23 protein-coding genes and 1 riboswitch are annotated in these 23,403 nt (G+C 48.2%); of the genes, 22 read left to right on the top strand and 1 reads right to left on the bottom strand.

Features of this window, described 5'->3' with window-relative positions:
• Positions 1 to 215 precede the first annotated feature (215 nt).
• Positions 216 to 469: riboswitch (cyclic di-AMP (ydaO/yuaA leader) on the top strand.
• Between the two features lie 273 nt (positions 470 to 742).
• From ACDJ58_RS26980 to ACDJ58_RS26930, 11 genes are all read left to right on the top strand, one after another.
• Positions 743 to 1,927 carry a ubiquitin-like domain-containing protein gene (locus ACDJ58_RS26980; protein WP_413373847.1) on the top strand — a complete coding sequence of 395 codons (1,185 nt, stop codon included), beginning with the start codon at positions 743 to 745 and terminating at the stop codon, positions 1,925 to 1,927.
• Positions 1,928 to 2,082: 155 nt separating this feature from the next.
• Positions 2,083 to 2,628: a ribonuclease M5 gene (gene rnmV / locus ACDJ58_RS26975; RefSeq protein WP_413373845.1), complete on the top strand. Its 546-nt coding sequence runs from the start codon at positions 2,083 to 2,085 to the stop codon at positions 2,626 to 2,628.
• A gap of 4 nt (positions 2,629 to 2,632) precedes the next feature.
• A complete protein-coding gene (rsmA, locus tag ACDJ58_RS26970) occupies positions 2,633 to 3,535 on the top strand; it encodes a 16S rRNA (adenine(1518)-N(6)/adenine(1519)-N(6))-dimethyltransferase RsmA (RefSeq protein WP_413373844.1) in 903 nt (300 codons plus the stop codon).
• Positions 3,536 to 3,594: 59 nt separating this feature from the next.
• Complete coding sequence (gene yabG / locus ACDJ58_RS26965; RefSeq protein WP_413373843.1) at positions 3,595 to 4,491, top strand: sporulation peptidase YabG; 897 nt, start codon at positions 3,595 to 3,597, stop codon at positions 4,489 to 4,491.
• Positions 4,492 to 4,644: 153 nt separating this feature from the next.
• Positions 4,645 to 4,920, top strand: coding sequence for a biofilm formation stimulator Veg (veg, locus tag ACDJ58_RS26960; RefSeq protein ID WP_053778931.1), 276 nt, complete (start codon positions 4,645 to 4,647; stop codon positions 4,918 to 4,920).
• 220 nt (positions 4,921 to 5,140) lie between these two features.
• Positions 5,141 to 5,317: a small, acid-soluble spore protein, alpha/beta type gene (locus ACDJ58_RS26955; RefSeq protein WP_053778930.1), complete on the top strand. Its 177-nt coding sequence runs from the start codon at positions 5,141 to 5,143 to the stop codon at positions 5,315 to 5,317.
• A gap of 149 nt (positions 5,318 to 5,466) precedes the next feature.
• On the top strand, positions 5,467 to 6,321 hold the full coding sequence (ispE, locus tag ACDJ58_RS26950; protein WP_413379847.1) for a 4-(cytidine 5'-diphospho)-2-C-methyl-D-erythritol kinase: 855 nt from the start codon (positions 5,467 to 5,469) through the stop codon (positions 6,319 to 6,321).
• 98 nt (positions 6,322 to 6,419) lie between these two features.
• Complete coding sequence (purR, locus tag ACDJ58_RS26945) at positions 6,420 to 7,247, top strand: pur operon repressor (RefSeq protein WP_413373842.1); 828 nt, start codon at positions 6,420 to 6,422, stop codon at positions 7,245 to 7,247.
• Between the two features lie 188 nt (positions 7,248 to 7,435).
• Positions 7,436 to 7,720 carry a septation regulator SpoVG gene (gene spoVG / locus ACDJ58_RS26940; protein WP_017691372.1) on the top strand — a complete coding sequence of 95 codons (285 nt, stop codon included), beginning with the start codon at positions 7,436 to 7,438 and terminating at the stop codon, positions 7,718 to 7,720.
• Between the two features lie 392 nt (positions 7,721 to 8,112).
• Positions 8,113 to 9,504 (top strand): bifunctional UDP-N-acetylglucosamine diphosphorylase/glucosamine-1-phosphate N-acetyltransferase GlmU, encoded by a 1,392-nt coding sequence (gene glmU, locus ACDJ58_RS26935; protein WP_413379845.1) that lies wholly within the window; start codon positions 8,113 to 8,115, stop codon positions 9,502 to 9,504.
• 101 nt (positions 9,505 to 9,605) lie between these two features.
• Positions 9,606 to 10,559: a ribose-phosphate diphosphokinase gene (locus tag ACDJ58_RS26930; RefSeq protein WP_017691370.1), complete on the top strand. Its 954-nt coding sequence runs from the start codon at positions 9,606 to 9,608 to the stop codon at positions 10,557 to 10,559.
• A gap of 108 nt (positions 10,560 to 10,667) precedes the next feature.
• Here the strand turns inward: ACDJ58_RS26930 and ACDJ58_RS26925 are convergent, their stop codons facing one another.
• Positions 10,668 to 10,868: a hypothetical protein gene (locus ACDJ58_RS26925; RefSeq protein WP_024633712.1), complete on the bottom strand. Its 201-nt coding sequence runs from the start codon at positions 10,866 to 10,868 to the stop codon at positions 10,668 to 10,670.
• A gap of 325 nt (positions 10,869 to 11,193) precedes the next feature.
• On the opposite strand from ACDJ58_RS26925, the gene pth reads away from it, so the two are divergent.
• From pth to yabQ, 11 genes are all read left to right on the top strand, one after another.
• Complete coding sequence (gene pth / locus ACDJ58_RS26920) at positions 11,194 to 11,754, top strand: aminoacyl-tRNA hydrolase (protein ID WP_063567548.1); 561 nt, start codon at positions 11,194 to 11,196, stop codon at positions 11,752 to 11,754.
• Positions 11,755 to 11,852: 98 nt separating this feature from the next.
• Entirely contained in the window at positions 11,853 to 12,083 is a 231-nt protein-coding gene (locus tag ACDJ58_RS26915; RefSeq protein ID WP_413373841.1) for an anti-sigma-F factor Fin, read from the top strand.
• A gap of 278 nt (positions 12,084 to 12,361) precedes the next feature.
• Complete coding sequence (gene mfd, locus ACDJ58_RS26910) at positions 12,362 to 15,889, top strand: transcription-repair coupling factor (protein WP_413373840.1); 3,528 nt, start codon at positions 12,362 to 12,364, stop codon at positions 15,887 to 15,889.
• The gene (locus ACDJ58_RS26905) at positions 15,873 to 17,018 is read left to right on the top strand and encodes a peptidylprolyl isomerase (RefSeq protein WP_413373839.1); all 1,146 of its coding nucleotides are present in this window, start codon (positions 15,873 to 15,875) and stop codon (positions 17,016 to 17,018) included. The genes mfd and ACDJ58_RS26905 overlap by 17 nt, the downstream gene beginning before the upstream one ends.
• A 318-nt stretch (positions 17,019 to 17,336) precedes the next feature.
• A complete protein-coding gene (gene spoVT / locus ACDJ58_RS26900; protein ID WP_024633717.1) occupies positions 17,337 to 17,879 on the top strand; it encodes a stage V sporulation protein T in 543 nt (180 codons plus the stop codon).
• Between the two features lie 190 nt (positions 17,880 to 18,069).
• Entirely contained in the window at positions 18,070 to 19,770 is a 1,701-nt protein-coding gene (locus ACDJ58_RS26895) for a putative polysaccharide biosynthesis protein (RefSeq protein WP_413373838.1), read from the top strand.
• A 251-nt stretch (positions 19,771 to 20,021) separates the two neighbouring features.
• Positions 20,022 to 21,515, top strand: a complete 1,494-nt coding sequence (gene mazG, locus ACDJ58_RS26890) for a nucleoside triphosphate pyrophosphohydrolase (protein WP_413373837.1) — start codon at positions 20,022 to 20,024, stop codon at positions 21,513 to 21,515.
• 305 nt (positions 21,516 to 21,820) lie between these two features.
• Positions 21,821 to 22,093, top strand: a complete 273-nt coding sequence (locus ACDJ58_RS26885; RefSeq protein WP_017691362.1) for an HU family DNA-binding protein — start codon at positions 21,821 to 21,823, stop codon at positions 22,091 to 22,093.
• On the top strand, positions 22,093 to 22,371 hold the full coding sequence (locus tag ACDJ58_RS26880) for an RNA-binding S4 domain-containing protein (protein WP_024633720.1): 279 nt from the start codon (positions 22,093 to 22,095) through the stop codon (positions 22,369 to 22,371). The genes ACDJ58_RS26885 and ACDJ58_RS26880 overlap by 1 nt, the downstream gene beginning before the upstream one ends.
• 179 nt (positions 22,372 to 22,550) lie before the next feature.
• On the top strand, positions 22,551 to 22,835 hold the full coding sequence (yabP, locus tag ACDJ58_RS26875; RefSeq protein WP_053778920.1) for a sporulation protein YabP: 285 nt from the start codon (positions 22,551 to 22,553) through the stop codon (positions 22,833 to 22,835).
• Positions 22,832 to 23,401 carry a spore cortex biosynthesis protein YabQ gene (yabQ, locus tag ACDJ58_RS26870; protein WP_024633722.1) on the top strand — a complete coding sequence of 190 codons (570 nt, stop codon included), beginning with the start codon at positions 22,832 to 22,834 and terminating at the stop codon, positions 23,399 to 23,401. Before yabP ends, yabQ begins: the two co-directional genes overlap by 4 nt.
• The last annotated feature ends 2 nt before the right edge of the window (positions 23,402 to 23,403 follow it).

Below are 23,403 nucleotides of genomic sequence, written 5' to 3'. Positions count from 1 at the left end.
TGAGTTAGGCGGAGTTAATTTGCTTTTTGATCCAAATAAATCGAGAATATTACAATATTTTAACCAAATATTTAGAAAAACGTACTTGAACAACGCTTTACAACATGCATAGAAACAGGATATCATCTTTTCAGTGAATTGTTGTGCGGAAAATTGGACAGATGTTCGGGGGATGAACAAAGGGACACTTTCCGATGAAACAACATTACTTTCATGAATCAGTCTCGCTGAGTCTCCGTTAACGGAGAGCGGGGGAACCAATAGGGCTTAAACATCGGTGATTGAAGCCGATGCGCAACATGCGCTGACCCAAAAGCAGCGTATGAATCTGCGAAGCCGTATTTGATTTCTTCTTTGGGTCTCGGGGTGAATTCAATGGCGTCCGCCATGAGCGGATGACCGGAGATAGGGCGGCTCTCTTTCGCCCGAACCCGACAGCTAACCTCGCAAGCGGAAAAAGAGAGGCAACCTCGTGCATGAATTTCCGATATTCAGAATCATTCGGAAGCCACGAAAGAGTTCCTCTTAAACTCTTTCTTTGGCTTTTTTGTTTTTGAATAAAAGAAATACGGTCATCATACGGTAAGTATTCAGGAGGATGACATCATGTTGCGAAGATTGATTCATGGTGCAGAACCGGATTATGTTGGTCCGATCTGTGTTCTGTAGAAAATTTGGTATAGTCGCGTCAAAGACATCATGCATTACTTTAGACGGCGAGGCTATGAAGGAGGACGGAGAAGTGGGCACATTCCAACCAGAAGAGACCCATGAGTCACGATCATCCAGTAAGTCTTTCGCGTTGCGGTGGAAGCATGAGAACTTGCGTCAAATGGCATTGATCGCGATTTTCTCAATTGCGCTTACAATCATGATCTTGTTAGTCGTTTACGGTCAGGCCGGGAAACAAATTTCACTGGTTATTGATGGCAAAGCTCAAGCGGTAGAGACTCGTACAGGAATGCTTCAGGAAATGCTGGAGGAGCAGTCAATCACAGTCAGCCCTCACGATCAGGTATCCATGCCCTTGAATGGGGCGATCACAGATGGAGACCGCATCGTTATTGAGCGGGCCGTTCCAGTTAATATTACGGCAGACGGAGACACCAAGACTCTGTATACAACCGATTCATCGGTAAAAGATGCGATTAAAAAATCAGGTATTCAGATTGCAAGTGAAGACAAAGTGTATCCGGCGCTTGGAACCACTATTGAAGCGGATATGAAAATCCGTGTAGTGCGGGTGACAAAGCGTACGGTGGAAGTGGAACAGCCGATTGCTTATAAAGTGATCAAAACGGCTGATCCTAGCTTGTACAAAGGCGACAATCGTGTCGTTGTGAGCGGTAAAGAAGGCACACTTGTACAGCATATTGAAAAGGTGTTCCAGGATGGAGAATTGGTCTCCAAAAAAATGGTGGGTAAATCGGTCGCAACGAATCGCGTCGATAAAGTTATCGCCGTTGGTACTAAAGCCAAACCTGTTGTGAAAGAGCCAGTGATTCAGACGGTATCGGCGCAGACTTCCACGACAAAAACAGCAACAACTACGAACTCGAAGAAAACCGCTGCCTCGGGCAGCAAAGTAATTACCGTCTCAGGCAGTTCTTTTAAATATTCAAAAGTTTTGAAAAATGTATCCATGACGGCATACTCTTCTGAAGAACCCGGTATCGGCACAAAAACAGCATCAGGTACTCGGGTAACTGAGGGACGTACCATTGCGGTTGATCCCAAAATCATTCCGATTGGCTGGTGGGTGTATATCGAGGGCCTTGGCTTCCGTCGTGCGGAAGATACAGGTGGTGCCATTAAAGGCAACAAAATTGATGTGTATTATGATAGTGTGAAGCATGCCCTGAACTTCGGACGGAAGAAAGGCAAGACGGTATATGTGATTGGTCCGGTGAAGCCGGAAGCGAACTAAAATCGTTTTACTTTGAAATGGGAATGCTATAAAATATAAGCATGAATGATTCATGCGGAATATGCGGCGGAGGGGTCTGAATTCAGTCTCCCCCGCCGTTTGGCAGAGAAGAGGATATTCCTCTTCTTTTTGCGTTAGAAAGGAAGAAATGGAACATGATAAAAGAAGTGATCGTGGTAGAAGGTCGTGACGACACTGTAGCCATTCGACGTGCAGTTCAGGCAGATACGATCGAGACCGGTGGGTCGGCCATCAACCCGCGCATTCTAAAGCGGATTGCACTTGCTCAAGAGAGGCGTGGTGTCATCGTACTGACAGACCCGGATCATGCAGGTGAACGTATTCGTAAAATCATCGCCAATAAAGTACCTGGTTGCAAGCATGCTTTCATCCCTGAGGCGGATGCTACGAGGAAAGGCGACATCGGAGTGGAGAACGCCTCACCGGAGGCGATTCGTCATGCATTAGCACGTGTACACACGTCTTATGAAGGCGCACCAAGTCTGATCGATTGGGAGGATCTGATTGCGGCGGGACTGATTGTGCACCCACAAGCCGCTGCACGTCGTATGGAGATGGGCAATTTGCTGGGCATTGGTTATTGCAACGGCAAGCAGTTTCACAAGCGGTTGAGTGTATTCCAGATTACCCGGGAAGAGTTCTCCGAAGCATTATCGCAAATTGAACGTGAAGGATTGTGAGCGTATGAAAGGCATGGAAGAAACCGTAGAGATTGCAACACCCAAACGAACCAAAGAAATTATTCAAAGACACGGATTTTCATTCAAGAAGAGCCTGGGTCAGAACTTTCTGATCGATCAAAATATATTGAACAAAATTGTAAATGCAGCTGATCTGGACGAGTCCAAGGGCGCACTTGAGATCGGACCAGGTATTGGCGCACTCACAGAACGTCTGGCTCGGGTAGCCGGTCCTGTAACGGCTGTAGAGATTGATCAGAGATTGATCCCGATTCTGGGTGAAGTGATGCAGCCTTATCCAAACGTTCGTGTGCATCACGGGGATGTGCTGAAGCTGGATCTAGCTGAGTTGTTCCGCACCGATTTTGGAACGGTAGATAAAGTGAGTGTTGTGGCCAATCTGCCTTACTATGTAACGACGCCAATCATGATGAAGCTGCTCGAAGAGAAGCTGCCAGTAGACAGCATTGTGGTCATGATCCAGAAGGAAGTGGCCGAACGCATGGCAGCTGCACCAGGATCAAAGGACTATGGCAGTCTGAGCATTGCGGTTCAGTACTACAGTATGCCGGAATTGGTCTGTATTGTTCCGCCCACAGTATTTATTCCGCAGCCTAATGTGGAATCGGCTGTAATCAAGTTAAAGGTGAGAGAACAACCACCGGTTGAAGTTCCCGACGAGGCACATTTCTTCGAGGTGGTACAGGCTTCCTTCGCGCAGCGTAGAAAAACCATCTCCAATAATCTGAAAGCTCGTTTCTTCACGAAGGAGAACAGAGAACAGGCTGATCAGCTGTTGGAGCAGGCCGGCATTCAGCCTTCGAGACGAGGGGAAACTTTGAGTCTGCAGGAATATGCCACACTCAGTACCGTAATGTGGGAAGTCGGGGTACGCGCAGCTCTGTAAAATTCGGATGAACCAATCCGGGTTTCTGCCCATACGATGGGGTAGAGGTGATTATGTTGATGAATATCGGAGACTTGGTCGTTCGAAAGTCATACGGTGGAGATGTGACTTTCCGGGTGGAAGGCCTCCAGTCGGACGGTGCCATTATTAAAGGGACCGAGTTCCGGCTGTTAGCCGATTCCCCTGTGGCCGATTTGATACAGGTTCCTTATGAACCGCAGAGTGCTAAGACTAGGCAGGCCCATGTGAAGGCACATCAGACGCTCTCACGCCTGCAGCAGAATCGAATGGAACAGGCCGAGCGTAATCGTGAAGGTATAGTTCAGGAATGGTCTGTTCAACAAGACCCGGCTTATTTCGAGATGCCAGGCAAAGTGCTGCACTTGGATGGCGATCCCAATTATCTAAAAAAAAGCATGAACCTTTATGAGCAGCTACGTGTTCCTGCAGAGGGGCAATATGTTCACGAGTCTGCCATGGCGGATACTTTATATCGTCTGCTGCCCAAAGTGCGTCCGGATATCGTCGTCATTACTGGCCATGATGGGGTACTTAAGACCCGTCAGCCCTATGACTTATATAGTCTGGGAAGCTACAAGAATTCGCAAAACTTCGTATCAGCTATTCAGGTGGCTAGGCAATATGAACGTCATCTCGATGCGCTCACGATTGTAGCTGGCGCGTGTCAGTCCCATTTTGAGGCCTTGCTGCGGGCTGGAGCGAACTTTGCCAGTTCACCAGGCCGAATTCTCATTCATGCCCTGGACCCAGTCTATGTGGCAGCCAAGGCAGCCTTCACGTCGGTGAGGGAAACGGTGAACATGAATGACATTTTGCATAACACGATTAGTGGTAGCCAGGGTGTGGGCGGCGTAGAGACACGGGGAAGTTATCGGGTAGGTCTGCCCGGGTTGAACGATTTATCCACGTTAAAAGTGAATCCATCAGCCGTCTGAAGATGGCAGAAGAAAGTCCCATTTAGGGGCTTTTTTTGTTTGCAAAAAAATTCATTGACAACAACTTTTTGATACTGATATAATAATTAGTTTTGATTTGACAATGACTGTAAAATCCGGTATAATGGACAAGAAAAGAGGTGGTCGTCGACAATGGCTAAAAATACGCTATTGGATATCAAACGCAATCTCGATGCACATATCGGTCAGAAAATTATGCTGCGGGCTAATGGTGGCCGCCGTAAGACCATTGAGCGTACGGGTGTATTGGAAGAAACGTACCCTTCTGTTTTTATTGTCAAGCTTGATGAGGAGCAAGAAACTTTCAAGCGAGTATCCTACAGTTATGCTGATATACTTACGGAATCGGTGGAAGTCATGGTATTTGATCCAGGCAGCCAGACGCATAGCTCCTACATGGAGACGTAAGTATCGATTTACGGCGATTCTGCCCCTTTGGGCAGGTCGCTTTTTTTGTTTTTAAAAATTCTGCTCGATTCATCTGAAGCCATATATGATCAGGAATGAGTCTGGCGAAGAAGCGGCATACTATTTGGACAGGTTCAAGGCATTTTCCTTGGCCTGGGGGCAAATAGTCCCGGATACGAATGGACTTATCATGAATGAACTATTTCGAGGAGGATGAACCATGAGCCGGAGAAGAAGAAGTGTAATGTCGGATGAACTCAAGAATGAACTGGCAAAAGACCTGGGGTTCTATGATACCGTCCAGCAGGAAGGTTGGGGTGGAATCAAAGCGAAGGATGCGGGCAATATGGTGAAACGGGCCATTCAACTTGCGGAAGAAGCGGCACGCAAATCGTAATCCGGTTCAATCGGTTTGGAGAGCGGGGCAATCCGGCAGGAATGACCTCGCTTTTTCCCCATGGATGCGGAATAGAAATGACTTGACAGCCCCATTTTGATATAATATGTTAAGTTGTCTTAGGGAAAAGGTGAGGACGGGTGAACGCCTTGAAAATTTACGAAAAAGCGCCTGCTAAAATCAATTTGATGCTAGACGTTTTACATAAAAGAAGAGATGGATTCCACGAAGTTGAGATGATCATGACGATGGTGGATCTTGCCGATCGATTGGAAATGTCTGAGCTGCCTCGTGACACGATCTTTATCTCCAGTCAGGCGGGATATATCCCCCTGGATGAGAAGAACTTGGCTTTTCAGGCAGCCAGGCTCATCAAAGATCGTTATGACGTGAGAACCGGAGTTCATATTCATCTGGACAAAAAAATACCGGTGGCCGCCGGACTTGCTGGTGGCAGCAGTGATGCAGCAGCAACGCTACGTGGATTGAATCGCCTTTGGCGTCTCAACATCCCGGATCAAGAGCTGCAGGAACTTGGAGCTGAACTGGGCTCGGATGTGCCTTTCTGCATTACAGGCGGAACAGCACTCGCCACAGGCCGTGGGGAGAAGCTGACACCGATGCCGAATCCCCCGCAATGTTGGGTGATCTTGGCCAAGCCGCCGATTAATGTGTCCACAGCCGACGTCTATGGACGTTTCCGCAGCGATAAGATTGTTCGTCATCCGAGTGCTGCCAAAATGGAGCAGGCCATTCGCAACCAATCTTTTGCCGAAGTTTGCGGGCAGATGGGGAATGTGCTTGAGGACGTAACGTTGAAGCTGTATCCGGAAGTTCAGCATCTGAAGGATGCCATGATTCGACTTGGAGCAGACGGAGTATTAATGTCAGGCAGCGGTCCAACTGTGTTTGGACTGGTCTCTAAGGAGTCCAAGGTTGCCCGGATCTACAATGGACTTCGAGGCTTCTGTAAAGAAGTATATGCCGTACGTATGCTAACTTAAAATTCGCTTTTATAATGTACAAACACGTATAAAGGTGGTATATTTTTAAATAATTATTCGGATTTGGATGTTTTCCGTGATCGTGAGGATGGATCTCTGTGAAGAAATTAAAACGAAGCGCAAGGCTGGTTGAAATGACGCAGTACTTATTGTCTAGACCGCATACGGTTATTCCGTTGACTACATTTGCCGAACGCTATGGAGCTGCGAAGTCGTCGATCAGTGAAGATTTGGCGATTATCAAGGAAGTATTCGAAGAAGGTGGTTCGGGAGAACTGCATACACTGGCTGGAGCAGCCGGGGGAGTAAAGTGGATTCCAAAGGTGTCCAGAGAACTGGCACTGGCTTTTGCAGAACGACTTTCTACCCAGCTCGCGCAGTCCGATCGGATACTGCCTGGTGAATACCTGTACATGTCCGACCTGCTTGGACAGCCCGCATTGATGAATGAAGCCGGCAAGATTTTTGCAACGGCCTTTGGCAATAAGGATATTGATGTGGTGATGACGGTCGAGACTAAAGGAATTCCGCTTGCTTATGCGACCGGAGCCCAGCTCAACCTGCCTGTAGTGCTCGTGCGCAGGGACCATCAGGCTACGGAAGGATCGGCCGTAAGTATCAATTATGTATCCGGATCCCATAAAAGCCTACATACCATGTCCCTATCTCGCAGGGCAATGCGTGAGCACTCCAGAGTGCTCATTGTAGATGATTTTATGAAAGCTGGAGGAACCGTCCAAGGGATGATCGACCTATTGGCCGAGTTTAATGCAACGGTAGCCGGGGTAGGCGTATTAGTAGAATCTGGATCAGTTGATTCGGAAGAACGACTGCTGACGGATTACATATCTCTGGCGAAGCTGACGGCGGTTGATGCGAAGAGCAGACACATTTCCGTCAAGCCTGGCAACTATTTTGACCTGTAGAATCATGACGAATTACATGTCGGGAAAGGTTCTTTTCCATCGACCTGGCACTAACGTTGTCGAATTGTGTATTAAATAAAAAAATTCCTGAAATTAGGACATTTTTGTGGTTATAAAAAGAAGGAGTTCGTATAGGCTGTGTGGAATTATACACCAAGTTCTGATGGAAAAAGGTGGTGAACACACACATGCAAATTACGGATGTCAGACTCCGCCGTGTTAACTCTGAGGGGAGAATGAAGGCTATCGCATCCATTACCATCGATAACGAATTCGTCGTTCATGACATTCGCGTCATCGATGGCAATAACGGAATGTTTGTTGCTATGCCGAGCAAGCGGACTCCTGACGGAGAATTCCGTGATATCGCCCACCCGATCTCTTCCGGTACTCGCGAGAAGATTCAAGCAGCTGTTTTGACTGAGTATGATCGCGCAGCAACTGAGGAAGAAGTCATTGAAGAAGGTGCCTGAGAACATTATTGGGGTTCGAAGGAAAAGAGAGCCATGTCTTATGGCTCTCTTTTCTTTTTGACCGGAATAAGATATATTCAGTATTGAGTTTATTCACAGAAGAGCATTTTCGCGGCTTGAATGTTGCAAAATGTTGAAAGAACAAAAAGCGCAGCGTGCGCTTGGTAACAGGGCGGCATCTTAGGAATCATGGGAATCGGTTAAGCTCGCAGGTACACGGCGTATACATATAGGTCACGATTTGTTGGTGTCCGCGTTGTTACGCGTGATTACAGAGACAGCAGGCGATGAACAAGACCGGCAAAAGCCGGCTGAACGTTACTCATCGGATATATACAGGTAAGGTCAAACGATGGGTTTTTCAGAACAGGAGGTCGTAAATTTTGAAAAGAATGGCAATCGTTCTTGCGGCAGGGCAAGGCAAACGGATGAAATCGAAATTGTACAAGGTACTGCATCCCGTATGCGGTAAACCAATGGTGGGTCACGTGCTGGATGCAGCTCTTCGCGCAGGCGTTGAACGCAGCGTCGTCGTGGTCGGTCATGGTGCCGAAGCGGTGCAGTCATTTTTGGGTTCCAGAGCAGAGTACGTGCTTCAGGCTGAACAATTGGGAACAGGACATGCGGTGAAGCAGGTTAAATCTCTGCTCGGCAGTGAAGCAGGGTCGACCATTGTGGTCTGTGGAGATACACCACTTGTGACCAGCGAGACGCTGGAAGGACTGATGAAGCTCCATGAGAGTCGTGGAGCAGCAGCAACGGTACTAACAGCTAAACTGGACAATCCCAAAGGGTACGGCCGCGTTATTCGCGGAGAAGATGGTTCTGTACAGCGCATTGTGGAACAGAAGGATTGCACGGAGCAGGAAGATGCTGTGAACGAAATCAACACAGGTACGTATTGCTTCGATAATGCCAAGTTGTTCGCTGCGCTGGAGAAAGTGACGAACCAGAATGCTCAGGGAGAGTATTATCTGACTGACGTGGTTGGCATTTTCCGTAATGATGGAGAAGTGGTGGAAGCTTACATGTCAGATGACATCGCGGAATCCATTGGAGTTAATGATCGACTTGCTCTTTCACAAGCAGAAGCGTTCATGCGTGAACGTTTGGCGGTGAGACATATGTTGAACGGTGTTACGATCATCGATCCGGCATCGACATATATCGGGGCAGATGTTACCATTGGATCAGATACGGTATTGTATCCGGGTACCATACTCAAAGGTATGACCACCATTGGTGAGGCATGCCATATTGGTCCTCAGGCTGATGTGGAAGACAGTATTATTCAGGATGGAGTTACAATCAAGCATTCTGTACTGTCACAGGCCGAGGTTGGATCAGAATCAACCGTAGGTCCATTTGCTTATTTGCGTCCAGGTACCAAACTGGGCCGCAAAGTAAAAATTGGTGACTTTGTTGAAGTGAAAAATGCTACAATTGATGAAGGCTCCAAAGTATCTCATCTCAGTTATATTGGGGATGCTAAAGTAGGGAAAAACGTAAATGTTGGATGCGGGGCAATAACGGTGAATTATGATGGATATAATAAAGCTGTAACGACGATTGAAGACGATGCGTTCGTAGGCAGCAATGTCAATCTGATTGCACCTGTCACGGTAGGAAAAGGCGCATATGTTGTCGCGGGCTCTACCGTAACCCATTCTGTTCCCGACAACGATCTCGCGATTGCTCGCCCACGCCAGGAGAACAAACCTGGGTATGCGGAGAAAATTCGCGGTCGTGCCAAAGCCAAGAAACAAAATGCCAAACCCGAATAAGGGATATTGATATTAAGAATTGCCTCCCGAACACCGGGGGGTGCCGACATGTCGCAGACGCTTATAGATTCCAATGAACCAGCACGGAGGGTTTTTATTTTATGACTTATTTTGATTCGAAATTAAAAATATTTACTTGCAATTCTAACCCCAAGCTTGCCCATCAAATTGCTGATTATATCGGAATTCCTATGGGTGAATCTCACACAACTAGCTTCAGTGATGGTGAGATCCAAGTGAAACTCTCTGAGAGTGTTCGGGGCTGTCACGTTTATATCGTGCAGTCTACTTGCTTGCCGGTTAATGACAACCTGATGGAAATGCTCGTTATGATTGATGCACTTAAACGGGCATCTGCCAAGACGATTAACGTCGTTATTCCGTACTATGGCTATGCTAGACAGGACCGTAAGGCCCGTTCGCGTGACCCGATTACAGCCAAACTGGTTGCCAATCTGATCGAAAAAGCGGGTGCAACCCGTGTAATCGCGATGGACTTGCATGCAATGCAGATTCAAGGATTCTTCGATATTCCGGTCGATCATCTGCTCGGCGTGCCGATTTTGGCTCAATATTTCCGCTCGAAACAGATCGAAAATCCGGTTGTTGTATCGCCTGACCACGGCGGCGTAGTACGCGCTCGGAAACTGGCGGACTTCCTGAATGCACCTCTCGCAATTATTGACAAACGTCGTCCAGAGCCGAACGTCAGCGAAGTGATGAACATTATCGGTAACATCGAAGGTAAAACAGCAATTCTGATCGATGACATCATTGATACGGCGGGAACGATTGTACTGGGAGCGAATGCTCTGATGGAAGGCGGCGTGAAGGAAGTATACGCTTGCTGTACTCACCCGGTATTGTCCGGACCTGCGATGGAACGCTTGGAGAATGCACCGCTGAAGGAAGTTATCGTAACGGATACCATTCCGATTACGCATGCTAACCCGACAAGCAAACTTAAAGTGTTGTCTGTAGCACCTTTGCTCGGAGAAGCCATTATCCGGGTTCATGAGGAATTGTCAATCAGCAAGCTGTTTGAAATTGAATAAGGATGTCTGCATAAAGTAGTAGAGGGGTTACGTTTTCCGTATCAATGGAAAATGTAACCCCTGTCGGCGTGCCGTTATATTGGAAGTGAAACAGTGCCTGCCGAATTTCTAGTATCCGGGGCGGGAGATAAAACGGAACCGGCGCCGATGAAAAAGAGTGTCGGCAATTTCGACAAATTGATTATCGAAACGTGTGATTAGTCCGATCTCAATATGGGTGTCGCGGTCATATACCTGTACAGGTACGTGATATTCCAGATGATAGATAAAATCGCTATGTTGAGTCAGTTGTCCGTTGTCTTCGCGCAAAACCCGCTCACCTTCCTGGGTTGATGAATAAAAGCTGTAAACATGATATAAGTTGAAACTGGCGTTTACACCAAAACGGAGAGTGCAGAACCAATCTGAAGAAGCGGAGCGTGCGCCTTTATCACCGGATTTTTCCCTTGGATCAAGGGAATAAAGAAAATCTGGGGATAAGAGCGATCGAAAGATGGTACTGCAATCGGAGTGATTAGGTGTAATAATCGTTCAAATTATATAACCAATTCGAATCTCACTTTGTTGATATTATATGAAATATAACATTCGAAGTCTATGCTTCACCTTAGGCTGATCCGAAGGAGGGAACAAGATGAAGTGGATTGTCGGCCTCGGAAATCCAGGCCCGAACTACGCTAAAACCCGTCATAATATCGGCTTTATGGCACTTGATCGACTTGCAGAGCGTCATAATATCTCCATAACGCAGAGCAAATGCAAGGCGCTCATTGGAGAAGGTGTAATTGGTGGCGTCAAAACGGTGCTGATTAAACCAATGACGTTTATGAACCTGTCCGGTGAGTCGGTAAGGGCTTATATGGATTTTTATAAAGTTAGTCTGGAAGACCTGATTGTCGTCTATGACGACATGGACACGGAAACAGGCAAAGTCAGATTGCGTTACCAGGGCAGTGCAGGTGGTCACAATGGAATCAAATCCATTATCCAGCATACCGGTACACAGCAGTTTAACCGGGTACGGATGGGAATATCCCGACCAGAACCGGGACATGCCATTGTAGACTACGTACTGTCGAAGTTTATGAAGAACGAAAAGGAAGCGCTCGATCAAACGATCGAACAGACCTGTGATGCACTGGAGTATAGTCTGGATCATACGTTTGAGCAGACGATGGCCAAGTTCAACGGGTGAACCGCTGCAAGTGACACTGGAAAAATGATCAAGATTCGGGTTCGATTCAGTCTTAATGGGCATACTGGACGTATAAACCATGTTCAGGAGGCATAAACATGTCAGTGAATTATGTGTGTAGGCATTGCCGTACTTTTATTGGACGAATCGATTCTGCCCGGATAACGGAAGCGCAATTGGGCTTTCATTTCTTGACCCCCGACGAGCGGAGGGATATAATAGCGTATAATTCCGGTGGCGATATAACCGTTCGGATTACATGTGATTATTGCAAAGAAGCTTTTGAGTTCAATCCTGAGCTGAGCCTGCTTGCGAGTCCGCTTCAATAACTATCTCGCCCGCAGCAAGAACTTATGACAGATGATGGCGGCTGCGGAATACCGCTCCACCTTTATAGCCTTGGCAGCCTGCTGAGGCTTCTTTTCAGTTGGGATGAAACCAGACTATATCCAAATTAGCCCCCAGCCACATCAAACGGATGTGGCAAAGTAGCGATTAATCCTTTATGATGAAACAGGACAAAAAGGAATTTGTATCCAATTTTTAATGTGGTGAACCTGCGCGTAGGCGTGAGATACTCAAGTAAGTTATAAGAGAGGTGCCCCTTTTGTTACAAGCACTTATACAGGCTTTTTCCAAAGATCCGGACTTCGGGTCCATTACGGCCGGAATTACATCCGGTATGAAGGAGCAATTGGTTTCGGGCTTATCCGGTTCGGCGCGTCAGATTATGCTGGCTGCCCTACATCAGGAAATGAACAGACCCCTGCTCGTTGTGACACATAATATGTTTTCAGCTCAAAAAATCGCAGAAGATTTACAGGAAGCGCTTTCACCAGATCAGGTGCTGCTCTATCCTGCCAACGAACTTGTTGCCGCTGAAGCTGCTGTTTCCAGTCCGGAAACATTGGGTCAGCGTATTGATGTGTTGGTCCGTTGCGCCCAGGGATTCAGGGGCGTTGTTGTTATCCCATTTTCCGGGGTACGGCGCTATGTTCCACTTCCAGAAGTGATGGCTAATGCTCAGATTACAATTAAACAAGGCAATACGCTCGAGTTGGATGCATTCCTGCTGGAGATGGTGAAGCTCGGATATGAACGTGTAGAGCGTGTAGAATCACGCGGCGAGATGAGTGTACGTGGAGGAATTATTGATTTCTACCCAGTCACGTCGTCCATTGCGTATCGTGTGGAATTATTCGACGATGAGATCGATTCCATCCGGACATTTGATCCTGCAGACCAGCGTTCCATTGAACGAATTGACGAAGTGACGGTACTGCCGTGCAAAGAGTTAATTGCAGATCGCGAACGTATGGAGAAGGCTGCGGATGCAGCCGTTATTTTGCTTGACCAACAGTTGGAGAAAATGACGGACCGGCAGGCGAAGCTGCGTCTGCGAGAAGAAATTCATCGCGAGATCGAACTTCTGCGGGAGCATGTTTATTTCTCCGAAATGTATAAATATATTTCACCGCTCTATCCGGAAAACAAGACGATCTACGACTACATGCCAGAAGATACGTTGCTTGTACTCGACGAGCCAGCAAGGCTCGCAGAGACGTCGAAACAGCTTGACCGGGATGAGTCGGAGTGGAATCTGCATTTGATGCAAAACGGGAAGACACTTCCAGACCTGCATCTGTCAGCCGATGGGGATGATCTGATCTATGAACGTCCATTCCAGACGCTGTTTATGTCCATCTTTTTGCGTCAGGTTCCTCATACTCAGCCGCAAAATATCCTCAACTTTATCAGCCGTGGAATGCAGGACTTTCATGGTCAGATGAACGTGCTCAAAGCAGAGATGGAGCGCTGGCAGAAAGCCGGAGTTCAGGTGCTGATGCTGGCTAACGGTGAGGAAAGACTTGATCGAATGCGCCGGGTACTCATGGATTATGATATCCCTGAGCCGAAGATGCTTATTGGCAACTTGCAAACCGGATTTGAAATGCCATCCATCCATCTGGCTGTCGTTACCGAAGGCGAGATGTTCTCACAGAAGCAGCGCAAAGTACGCAAACCGATTCGCAATGTGGACAATGCTGAACGAATTAAATCCTATAGTGAGCTGAAAGTGGGCGATTATGTCGTTCACCAGAATCACGGGATTGGTAAGTATCTAGGGATCGGCACACTTGAGGTTGGCGGTATTCACAAGGACTACATGCATATTCTCTATGCAGGTGGAGACAAACTGTCTGTACCGATTGAGCAGATTGATCTGATTCAGAAATATGTCGGTTCGGAAGAGAAAGAGCCGAAAATATATAAGCTGGGCGGCAATGAGTGGACACGGGTTAAAAACAAAGTCCGCACATCTGTACAGGATATTGCTGATGATCTAATCAAGCTTTATGCGGAACGCCAGACGTCAAAAGGTTTTGGCTTTGACAAAGACTCTGCGGAACAGCAGGAGTTCGAGGACATGTTCCCTTATGATGAGACACGTGATCAGGTGCGTGCAATCGAAGAAATCAAAAAGGATATGGAACAAAATCGTCCGATGGACCGTTTATTGTGTGGAGATGTCGGTTACGGCAAAACCGAGGTTGCGATTCGAGCTGCATTTAAGGCTGCTATTGAGGGGAAACAGGTTGCTGTGTTAGTCCCTACAACCATTTTGGCACAGCAGCATTATGAAACGTTCCGTGAGCGTTTCTCCGGTTATCCATTCAACATTCATGTACTTAGCCGATTCCGTTCACGTAAAGAACAGAACGAGACAGCCAAAGGCATTAAGGCAGGCACCGTCGATATCGTCATCGGTACCCATCGGTTATTGTCACAGGATCTAGTCTTTAAGGATCTTGGCCTGTTAATTGTAGATGAAGAGCAGCGCTTTGGTGTAACGCACAAGGAGAAACTGAAAAAGCTCAAAACAAACGTGGACGTGCTGACACTGACAGCGACGCCGATTCCGCGTACCCTTCACATGTCCATGCTGGGTGTTCGGGATCTGTCTGTTATCGAGACACCGCCAGAAAATCGTTTTCCGGTACAGACGTATGTTGTTGAACACAGTCAGGCGCTTGTTCGCGAAGCGATTGAACGTGAATTGGCTCGTGGCGGTCAGGTCTACTACTTGTATAATCGTGTGCAGGGAATCCAGGAGATGGCTGCCGAAATTTCCGAATTGGTGCCTGAAGCCAAGGTTGGTGTGGGGCATGGCCAGATGTCGGAAACGGAGCTGGAGAAGACCATTCTGGACTTCCTGGATGGTGAATATGACGTACTCGTCAGCACAAGCATCATTGAGACCGGGGTGGATATTCCAAACGTTAACACCCTGATTGTGCATGACGCGGACAAAATGGGACTTTCCCAGCTGTATCAGCTGCGTGGACGGGTGGGTCGTTCCAACCGGATTGCGTATGCCTATTTCACGTACCAACGGGACAAAGTGCTGACTGAAGTCGCTGAGAAACGTCTGCAATCGATCAAGGAATTCACCGAACTAGGTTCGGGATTCAAGATCGCGATGCGCGATTTGTCGATCCGCGGAGCGGGGAATCTGCTCGGAGCTGAACAGCACGGCTTTATTGCGTCTGTCGGATTCGATTTGTATTCTCAGATGCTGGCAGAGGAAATTAACAAACGCAAAGTTACGATGCTTGGCGAAGCGCCGGTGCCATCCGACCAGTGGAACACAACACTGGATCTCAGTATCGATGCGTACTTGCCGTCTGATTATATTTATGACAGTATTCAGAAGATTGAAATTTATAAAAAAGTGGCGGTTATTGCCTCCTTCGACGATGCAATGGAACTGGAAGACGAATTGGTTGACCGATTCGGTGATCTTCCGGAAGCCGTGATCAATCTGCTGGCGGTGGCCAGACTTAAAGTCTATGGAAAGATCTACGGTATTGAATCAATCTCCCAACGCGGAGATGATCTTACAGTGAAGTTCTACGAAGGCCGAGAACATGCATTTGAACTCTCAAAAATCGCACACATTGGAAATCAGTTCGAAAGACGTGTACAATTTGAACAAGGACCCCATATGCTTATTCATGTCAAGGGCAAAGGGCTTGGGGACAAGCAACTGATGGAGCTGGTAGAAAAATTTCTGGAGTCCATGAAAAGTGCTTTTAAATCAAAGGGGGAACTAAAGGATGTTAGCAAAGTATAAAAAAGTAGGGAAAGTACTGTCTGTGAGTATGGTAGCAGTACTGTCCTTATCACTGCTTGCTGCATGTGGCAAGAAGGAAGAAGCAAAAACACCGGAAACAAAGGATACAAGTGCTGTAGTCGCTACGTATGATGGTGGTACAATTACAGCCAATGAATTTGATATGGAGCAACGGGTCATGAAATTCCTCTATCCGGAATATGCACAAATGATGGATATGGATGATTTCAAGGAATACCTGGTGAAACAGGAAGTTGCATATGAATATTTGAGTGGAAAAGCAAGTGATGCAGCCAAAACCGAGGGTGCCAAAACAGCGACAGAGCAATTCGACAAAATGAAAGCTTCTGTTCAAGCTGACCAATGGACTGAGATGCTGAAAGCTCAGAATCTTACAGACCAGAACATCAAGGATTACATGACTCGCATCATGACCGTAATCAAGGACAAAGAAACTGGCGTTACTGAAGATGCGATTAAAGCTGAATTTGAGAAAAATAAAGATCAGTTCACAACAGCGTCTGTTCGTCACGTACTGATCAACTTTACTGATCCAAAAACGCAAAAAGAGCGTAAAAAAGAAGATGCTTTGAAACTTGCGAAAGAAGTGAAAGCCAAACTGGATGGTGGAGCAGACTTTGCTGAAATTGCGAAGAAATACTCCGAAGATACAGGTTCTGCAGAAAACGGCGGCTTGTATGAAGACACACCTGTAGCCAGCTGGGTAGATGCGTTCAAGGAAGCGGCAAAAACGCTGCCATTGAACAAAATCAGTGATCCTGTAGAGACTGAATATGGTTATCACGTCATGAAAGTAGAGAAACGTACAGAAGCGGACTACACAAAATTGACTGCTGAACAAAAAGAAACACTCAAAAGCCAATTGGCCGCTGCTGAGATTGACACATTCATGACAAGCGAACTGGACAAAATCGTAAAAGAAGTAAACCTGCCGAAAACAGACAAGGCTGAAGAAGGCACGACTGAAGGTACAACCGGTACAGGAACGGAAACAGGTACTGAGGGCGAAAAAACCGATGCGGGTACAGATACCAAAACGGATCAAGGAACAACTGGAACCGACAAGGATACAACAACAGGTGAAGGTACAGATACAAGCGGTAAGTAAGATAGCGAGTGTATACATTCAGCAAATACGTTTGTCTGGGTGATACACTGAACGGTTCGAATATGGACAACCATACAGAAAGCAAGGGGGGGACTTATGGCCTCCCTCTTGCTTTTCCTTGTATCTATGGAGCAAAGTGGGTACATGGTCGCTTTCTATGGAAGTTTACACAACTATATTCTCCAAAGTATGTATAAGGAAATGGGAACAGATGAATACTATGGTCAAGATATCACACTAAACGTTCTGGGACTTTCCTCTACCCATTAAGGAACAGTAGTTGAAAAATCTTCTCGAGAAAGTGGGGCAACATGTGAAATGAAAGCTACTGGTATTGTCCGCCGTATAGATGACCTCGGTCGAGTGGTCATTCCGAAAGAAATCCGCCGTACGTTACGTATCCGTGAAGGCGATCCACTTGAGATTTTTGTGGACCGCGATGGAGAGGTTATTCTTAAAAAATACTCGCCGATTGGCGAACTTGGTGATTTTGCCAAAGAATATGCAGAATCGCTGTATGAAAGTACAGGCCATGTAACGATGATCTCTGACCGTGATACGATTATTACGGTGGCAGGTGGCTCCAAGAAAGAGTATCTGGACAAGCAGGTAGGTCCACTGCTGGAGAGTTGTATGGAAAACCGGAAGACGATTTTGGAGACCAACAATGGTTCTTATGAGCTTAGCAAAGATCATGACGAGACGTTATCGTCTTTTGTTATTGCCCCGATCATTTCAGGTGGTGACCCCATCGGAACGGTTATTCTTTTCAACAAGGATGAATCGGTGAAGATGTCTCAGATGGAAATTAAAATGTCCGAGACGGCTGCCGGGTTCCTTGGCAAACAGATGGAGCAATAAATAGCAGATCAACTCCTGGTGCCCTGAGGGCATACAGGAGTTTTTGCATTTTAGGGAAGCTGTAGACAGTTTGGATGATGTCCTGAAGGGTAGGAAACCTTGAAGGGTTAGTCTGTGCGCCTTTGGACAGGTATAATAGCTAGGTATACTTTGAAGGAATAAATGCATGGACAATACGCAGGAGGGACATATGAAACAGTTGTCTACAGGCTCAAGATTGCTTCAGGGCGCATTTGTGCTTGGGCTTGCCGCCATTATATCCAAAATCATTGGTGCTTTTCAGAAGATTCCGCTACAGAATCTTGGGGGAGACGGTGTTTTTGGCATCTATAATACGGTGTACCCGTTCTATATGCTCATCATTACCGTTGCTGCTGCCGGGCTGCCTGTGGCTGTATCCAAATTCGTAGCCGAGCAGAATGCTCTGGGCCGACCGGAGGAGGGTAAACGGATTATACGCTTATCTTCGATGCTGCTCAGTGGGATTGGACTGGCGCTGGCCTTATTGATGTATATAGGTGCACCGCTTATTGGAGATCTGATTGGAAACGGAAGTGTCGTACCGTCCATTCGGACAGCTTCAATGGCATTGTTGTTTGTACCGGTGATGACAGGATTGCGCGGATATTTTCAGGGGTTGCAGCAAATGGTGCCTACGGCGGTATCCCAAGTGGTAGAGCAGACTGTTCGGGTCACGGTGATGATTGTTCTATTGTTGTGGCTCATGGTGCGTGACGCTTCATTGGAGACCATTGCAGCTGGAGCCATGATTGGCTCAGTGGCAGGTGGGTTTGCCGGGTTAGTTACGATGCTTGGGTATGTGTACCATCATCGACGGAAAAATGGGGAAAGGCTCGCTGTTATGAAAAGTACTGAGACAGCTGGGCAACTGGAGAAAACCAAAGAACACCGAAGCGGGGGGAGCAGCCTTCTGTCTGAGGAGCGGCGATCCAACGGTGAGTGGATGCGGACGCTACTGATCTATGCCATTCCGGTTTGTCTCGGATCACTGGCTGTGCCATTGATGAATTTGGTGGATACCTTTACGGTACCCCGACTGCTAAGACGAGAAGGGTTGGATGAGCTCCAATCTATGGTGTCCTTCGGAATTTACAACCGGGGCTTGCCGCTGGTTCAGTTGGTGACGATGCTTGCCACGTCGCTGTCTGTGCTCTTTATTCCGGCGATGGCCGAAGCCCGGCTGAAAGGCGGGCCAGAAGCCGTGAGGCAGCAAGCAGGCCTTGCGCTGCGCTGGTTCTGGTTGATCGGCCTGGCGGCATCCGCGGGTCTAGCGGTGCTGGCAGAGCCGATTAACCGCATGCTGTACGGGGATGCCGCAGGCACCGAAGCCCTGCGGTACATGGCGCTGACAGCTGCGGGCAGCACAGTCAGCATTATCGCGGCGGCGCTGCTGCAAGGCCTCGGCGCCGTGCGCGCGCCCGCGTTCAGCATGCTGGCCGCCGCAGGCATCAAGGCGCTGCTGAACGTCATGCTTGTGCCGGCGCTGGGCATCAGCGGCGCGGCCCTGGCAGGCGCAGTCGCCTACATGCTGGCGGCTGGCCTGAATGTGGCGCTGCTGGCGCGGCTTGTCGCCCTGCGCCCGGCCCCCGGCGCCGTCCTGGCGAAGCCGGCGCTGGTGATCGCCGCCATGAGCCTGGCGGCGGCAGGCACGGCCTGGGCCGCCGAAGCAGTGCTCGGCGGCATCGGTATCGCGGCCGATCGCCGGCTGGCCGCGATGGGCGTGAGCCTGCTTGGCATAGCCGCAGGCTCGGCCGTGTTCTTGCTGGCCGCGGCCCGGACGGGGCTGTTGACCGCCGCAGAGCTGGCGGCCGTGCCCAAGCTGGGGCCGCTGCTGGCCAAGCTGCTGCGCAGACTGCGTGTGCTGCGCTAACCCTCGTGTTGCGCTGCTACACTTAGCGCCACGCCGTCCATTCACCCCGGCTCTCGCATTCTAAAGCGGAGCAGCGGAGGTTGAATGAGTCACACCGTGTCATATGCAAATGCAATTATAGCATAACGTCTAATTCTGGTATAATACGTGTAATTATAGAGCCCTGTTCTGTACTATGTATGACCCATCCAAGATTGGTTGACCAAGGATGGGGAGTCGGAACGGGATAGTTCGGATGGAGGTTTATAAAGATGAGTGCAGCTTTGACAGTAGTCGGTCTTGGATCTGGAGATGCAGATCAGCTGACGGTAGGAATCATCAAAAAAATGAAACATGCAGCGACGCTGTATGTACGCACAATGGATCATCCCGTATTGAATGATCTCAAGCAGGAAGGGTTGGAGATGACATCCTTCGATGCCATCTATGAGGCGAAGGATTCTTTTCCGGAAGTGTACGACGAAATTGCAGATCGACTGATTGAGGCCGCACGCAAGGGCGAGCCGGGTACTGAGATCGTTTATGCCGTGCCAGGGCATCCCATGGTCGCTGAAGCGAGCGTACGCCTGTTGAAGGAGCGCTGCCCACAAATGGGCATTTCGCTGCGCGTTATGGGTGGGGAAAGCTTTCTGGATGAAGCGTTTATTCGTCTTGGATTCGATCCTATTGAAGGTTTTCAGCTTCTCGATGCCAGCAGTCTGAATACGGAACTGGTGCAACCGCAGCTTCATACCTTGATTGGACAAGTATATGATGTGTTTACCGCTTCTGACGTAAAACTGTGCCTGATGGACGTTTACCCTGATGATTATCCGGTATTTGTCGGACATGCCTTGGGTGTACAGGGACAGGAGATCATACACAAGGTGCCGCTGCATGATCTGGACCGGATTGAAGGGTACGGTAATCTCTCATTGATATATGTGCCGAAAAATACGGATGTCGCGCTTCGTCGGCGCTCCTTCGCACGACTGCATGAAATCGTGAATATCCTTCGCAGTCCAGGCGGCTGTCCATGGGATCAGGAGCAGACCCACCAGTCGATTCGCAAAAACCTGATTGAGGAAACCTATGAAGTCATTGAAACGATTGACGAAGATGATCCTGATCACATGAAGGAAGAGCTGGGTGATCTCCTGTTGCAGATTTTGTTGCACTCCCAGATGGAAGAAGAGGTTGGCACGTTTAACGTGTACGACGTTATCGAAGGACTGAACGACAAGCTGATTTTCCGTCATCCGCACGTATTCGGCGAACAACAGGCAGAGAACGCGAATGAAGCGTTGCAAAACTGGGAACAGATGAAGGCAGAGGAGAAAAAGCGCAAGGGACAGGATCTGCAGCAGATTTCTGTGCTGGACGGTATTCCCCGTGACTTGCCTGCCTTGATGAAGGGGTATAAATTACAGAAAAAAGCGGCCAAAGTTGGCTTCGATTGGGATGACGTGAATGGTGTCTTTGCCAAGATTGAGGAAGAACTGGCAGAGCTAAAAGAAGCGGTGCAGCATAACCAGTCTGCGGAAGAACGGAAGCTGGAACTGGGCGATTTATTGTTTGCAGCTGCCAATGTAGCGAGATTTATTGATACAGATCCAGAGGAGGCGCTTGCCGCCACCAATCGGAAATTCATTCAGCGTTTCCAGTATATCGAAGAGCGTCTGCGTGAACAGGGAAGAACTCCGTCAGACAGTAATGTCGATGAAATGGAGCAATACTGGCAGGCAGCGAAGAAGACTGGATTGTAAAGGGTCCTGGCATTTTGGTCGCTGATCCGATATCATTCACATAGGTGCATCATGCGTATCGTGTCGTCGAAGCATCTCGGGCGGGTTGCACGAGAAACCGTGTGATTAACGGAGAGGTGTTTCGGGTACTGGACTTAGACTGTTCTTGGGCAGGACCGACAAAAAGTGAAAAAAAGTCGAAGACCGAGGCAGGATTTCAGATGCCAAGCCAGAATACATGTGTAGTAACCTTGCGCGGAGCCAGCAGCAGATCTGTTGTCACGGATTCGCAGATACTTTTTTTTCAATTTGGGAGGCTTTTAAAAATGAACAAAACAGATCTGATTAACAACATTTCCACCAAAAGCGGTTTGACTAAAAAAGACGTTGAGTCCGTATTGAACGGCTTTTTGGGAGAAATTACAGATGCACTTGCCAGCGGAGACAAAGTACAACTGATCGGCTTTGGCACTTTTGAGACCCGCAAACGTTCCGGTCGTACCGGACGTAACCCGCAAACAGGGAATGAAATCGTGATTCCTGAGTCCACCGTTCCTGCGTTCAAAGCAGGCAACAAACTTAAAGAAGCCGTAAAATAATGCGTCTTGATAAATTCCTGAAGGTCTCCCGGCTGATCAAACGCCGCACCGTAGCCAAGGACGTTTCCGAACAGGGACGTGTGCTGGTGAACGGACGTGAAGCGAAGCCAAGCGCCGCTGTCAAAGTGGGCGATGAGCTTACGGTTCAGTTCGGTCAAAAGCTGGTCACCGTGAAGGTGGAGCGTCTTGCCGAGAGTACCAAGAAGGATGAGGCGAGCAGCCTCTACACCTTGGTTAAGGAAGAGCCGATCGCCAAGGATAACGGTCTGAACTGGTAACAGGGATGCCTGATATACTTTTCTACACATTCATTGCAAAATGAAGAGAAACGCCTTTCCCATATAGGGAAGGGCGTTTTTGTGTTCAACCGTTATCTGGACATTCGCTTTCATCCAACCTTGGTTCTATTCTGCACTTCTGATCCATAAGCTAGGGTTAAGAAGGAGGGGTACATGCCATGGTTGAGCAAAGTAAGACGAAACAGCATCATCTGAGCATGCAGAATCGGAAACTGCTGGATCTGACGGGTGTCTCCAATGTGGAGAGCTTCGACAGTGAGGAATTTTTGCTGCAAACTGAACTTGGGCATCTGACCATCCGGGGGCACAATTTACATATCAAAAACCTGAGCCTGGAGGACGGTTTGTTATCCATCGAGGGCACTGTCAGTTCTCTTCAATATCTGGACCCCGGTTCTCAGTCCAAAAACGGTAAAGGCCTGTTCGGCAAGATGTTCCGATGAGTCCGGATACTCAATGGATCACATTGATGTGGATGCTGATGTCGGGAGCCGTGATGGGGATGGCCTACGACAGTTACCGGGTACTGTCCGGTCAGCTGCGGTTCCCGAGATGGAGCGTCCACACGCTAGATCTGTTGTATTGGGTCGCTTCCGCGCTGTTCGTCTTCCGGATGCTGTACGCCGGGAACCACGGACAGCTGCGGTTTTATGTCTTTTTGGGGCTGATTATAGGGGTTTGCTTCTATTTTTGGCTTTTAAGTGTTACAACCCAGCGTTTTGTGGTAATGTTAATTAAACTCGCAAGAACGCTGATTCATTGGTGTGGACATATCCTTAACATCCTGATCGTTATGCCCGCTAAAGGACTTTACAAGCTAGTGCGCGTATTATTTGGTTTCGTACTCGCCATACTGTTATTCCTGGGTAAGCTGGTGCTGCAATGTTTGGTACCTTTCGGTAAGTTGTTCCGCTGGATGTTTAGGCCAATCCTGAAACATTGGGTTACGCCACGCTTCCTGATCCGTGCGGGTTCAAGTATCGCAGCAATGTGGAAACGCTGGTTTTAAGG

It is taken from the genome of Paenibacillus taichungensis (assembly GCF_047302525.1).
GTDB classification, from domain to species: Bacteria; Bacillota; Bacilli; order Paenibacillales; family Paenibacillaceae; genus Paenibacillus; species Paenibacillus taichungensis_B.
The sequence above is the reverse complement of the archived record's forward strand: the minus strand, read 5'-3'. Positions and strand labels throughout refer to the sequence as shown.

Excerpts from the sequence above, each read along its gene's own strand:
- rnmV (WP_413373845.1), top strand. The coding sequence starts at position 2,083 with ATGATAAAAGAAGTGATCGTGGTAGAAGGTCGTGACGACACTGTAGCC.
- rsmA (WP_413373844.1), top strand. The coding sequence starts at position 2,633 with ATGAAAGGCATGGAAGAAACCGTAGAGATTGCAACACCCAAACGAACC.
- yabG (WP_413373843.1), top strand. The coding sequence starts at position 3,595 with ATGAATATCGGAGACTTGGTCGTTCGAAAGTCATACGGTGGAGATGTG.
- veg (WP_053778931.1), top strand. The coding sequence starts at position 4,645 with ATGGCTAAAAATACGCTATTGGATATCAAACGCAATCTCGATGCACAT.
- ACDJ58_RS26955 (WP_053778930.1), top strand. The coding sequence starts at position 5,141 with ATGAGCCGGAGAAGAAGAAGTGTAATGTCGGATGAACTCAAGAATGAA.
- spoVG (WP_017691372.1), top strand. The coding sequence starts at position 7,436 with ATGCAAATTACGGATGTCAGACTCCGCCGTGTTAACTCTGAGGGGAGA.
- glmU (WP_413379845.1), top strand. The coding sequence starts at position 8,113 with ATGGCAATCGTTCTTGCGGCAGGGCAAGGCAAACGGATGAAATCGAAA.
- ACDJ58_RS26930 (WP_017691370.1), top strand. The coding sequence starts at position 9,606 with ATGACTTATTTTGATTCGAAATTAAAAATATTTACTTGCAATTCTAAC.
- pth (WP_063567548.1), top strand. The coding sequence starts at position 11,194 with ATGAAGTGGATTGTCGGCCTCGGAAATCCAGGCCCGAACTACGCTAAA.
- ACDJ58_RS26915 (WP_413373841.1), top strand. The coding sequence starts at position 11,853 with ATGTCAGTGAATTATGTGTGTAGGCATTGCCGTACTTTTATTGGACGA.
- ACDJ58_RS26905 (WP_413373839.1), top strand. The coding sequence starts at position 15,873 with ATGTTAGCAAAGTATAAAAAAGTAGGGAAAGTACTGTCTGTGAGTATG.
- spoVT (WP_024633717.1), top strand. The coding sequence starts at position 17,337 with ATGAAAGCTACTGGTATTGTCCGCCGTATAGATGACCTCGGTCGAGTG.
- ACDJ58_RS26895 (WP_413373838.1), top strand. The coding sequence starts at position 18,070 with ATGAAACAGTTGTCTACAGGCTCAAGATTGCTTCAGGGCGCATTTGTG.
- mazG (WP_413373837.1), top strand. The coding sequence starts at position 20,022 with ATGAGTGCAGCTTTGACAGTAGTCGGTCTTGGATCTGGAGATGCAGAT.
- ACDJ58_RS26885 (WP_017691362.1), top strand. The coding sequence starts at position 21,821 with ATGAACAAAACAGATCTGATTAACAACATTTCCACCAAAAGCGGTTTG.
- ACDJ58_RS26880 (WP_024633720.1), top strand. The coding sequence starts at position 22,093 with ATGCGTCTTGATAAATTCCTGAAGGTCTCCCGGCTGATCAAACGCCGC.
- yabP (WP_053778920.1), top strand. The coding sequence starts at position 22,551 with ATGGTTGAGCAAAGTAAGACGAAACAGCATCATCTGAGCATGCAGAAT.
- yabQ (WP_024633722.1), top strand. The coding sequence starts at position 22,832 with ATGAGTCCGGATACTCAATGGATCACATTGATGTGGATGCTGATGTCG.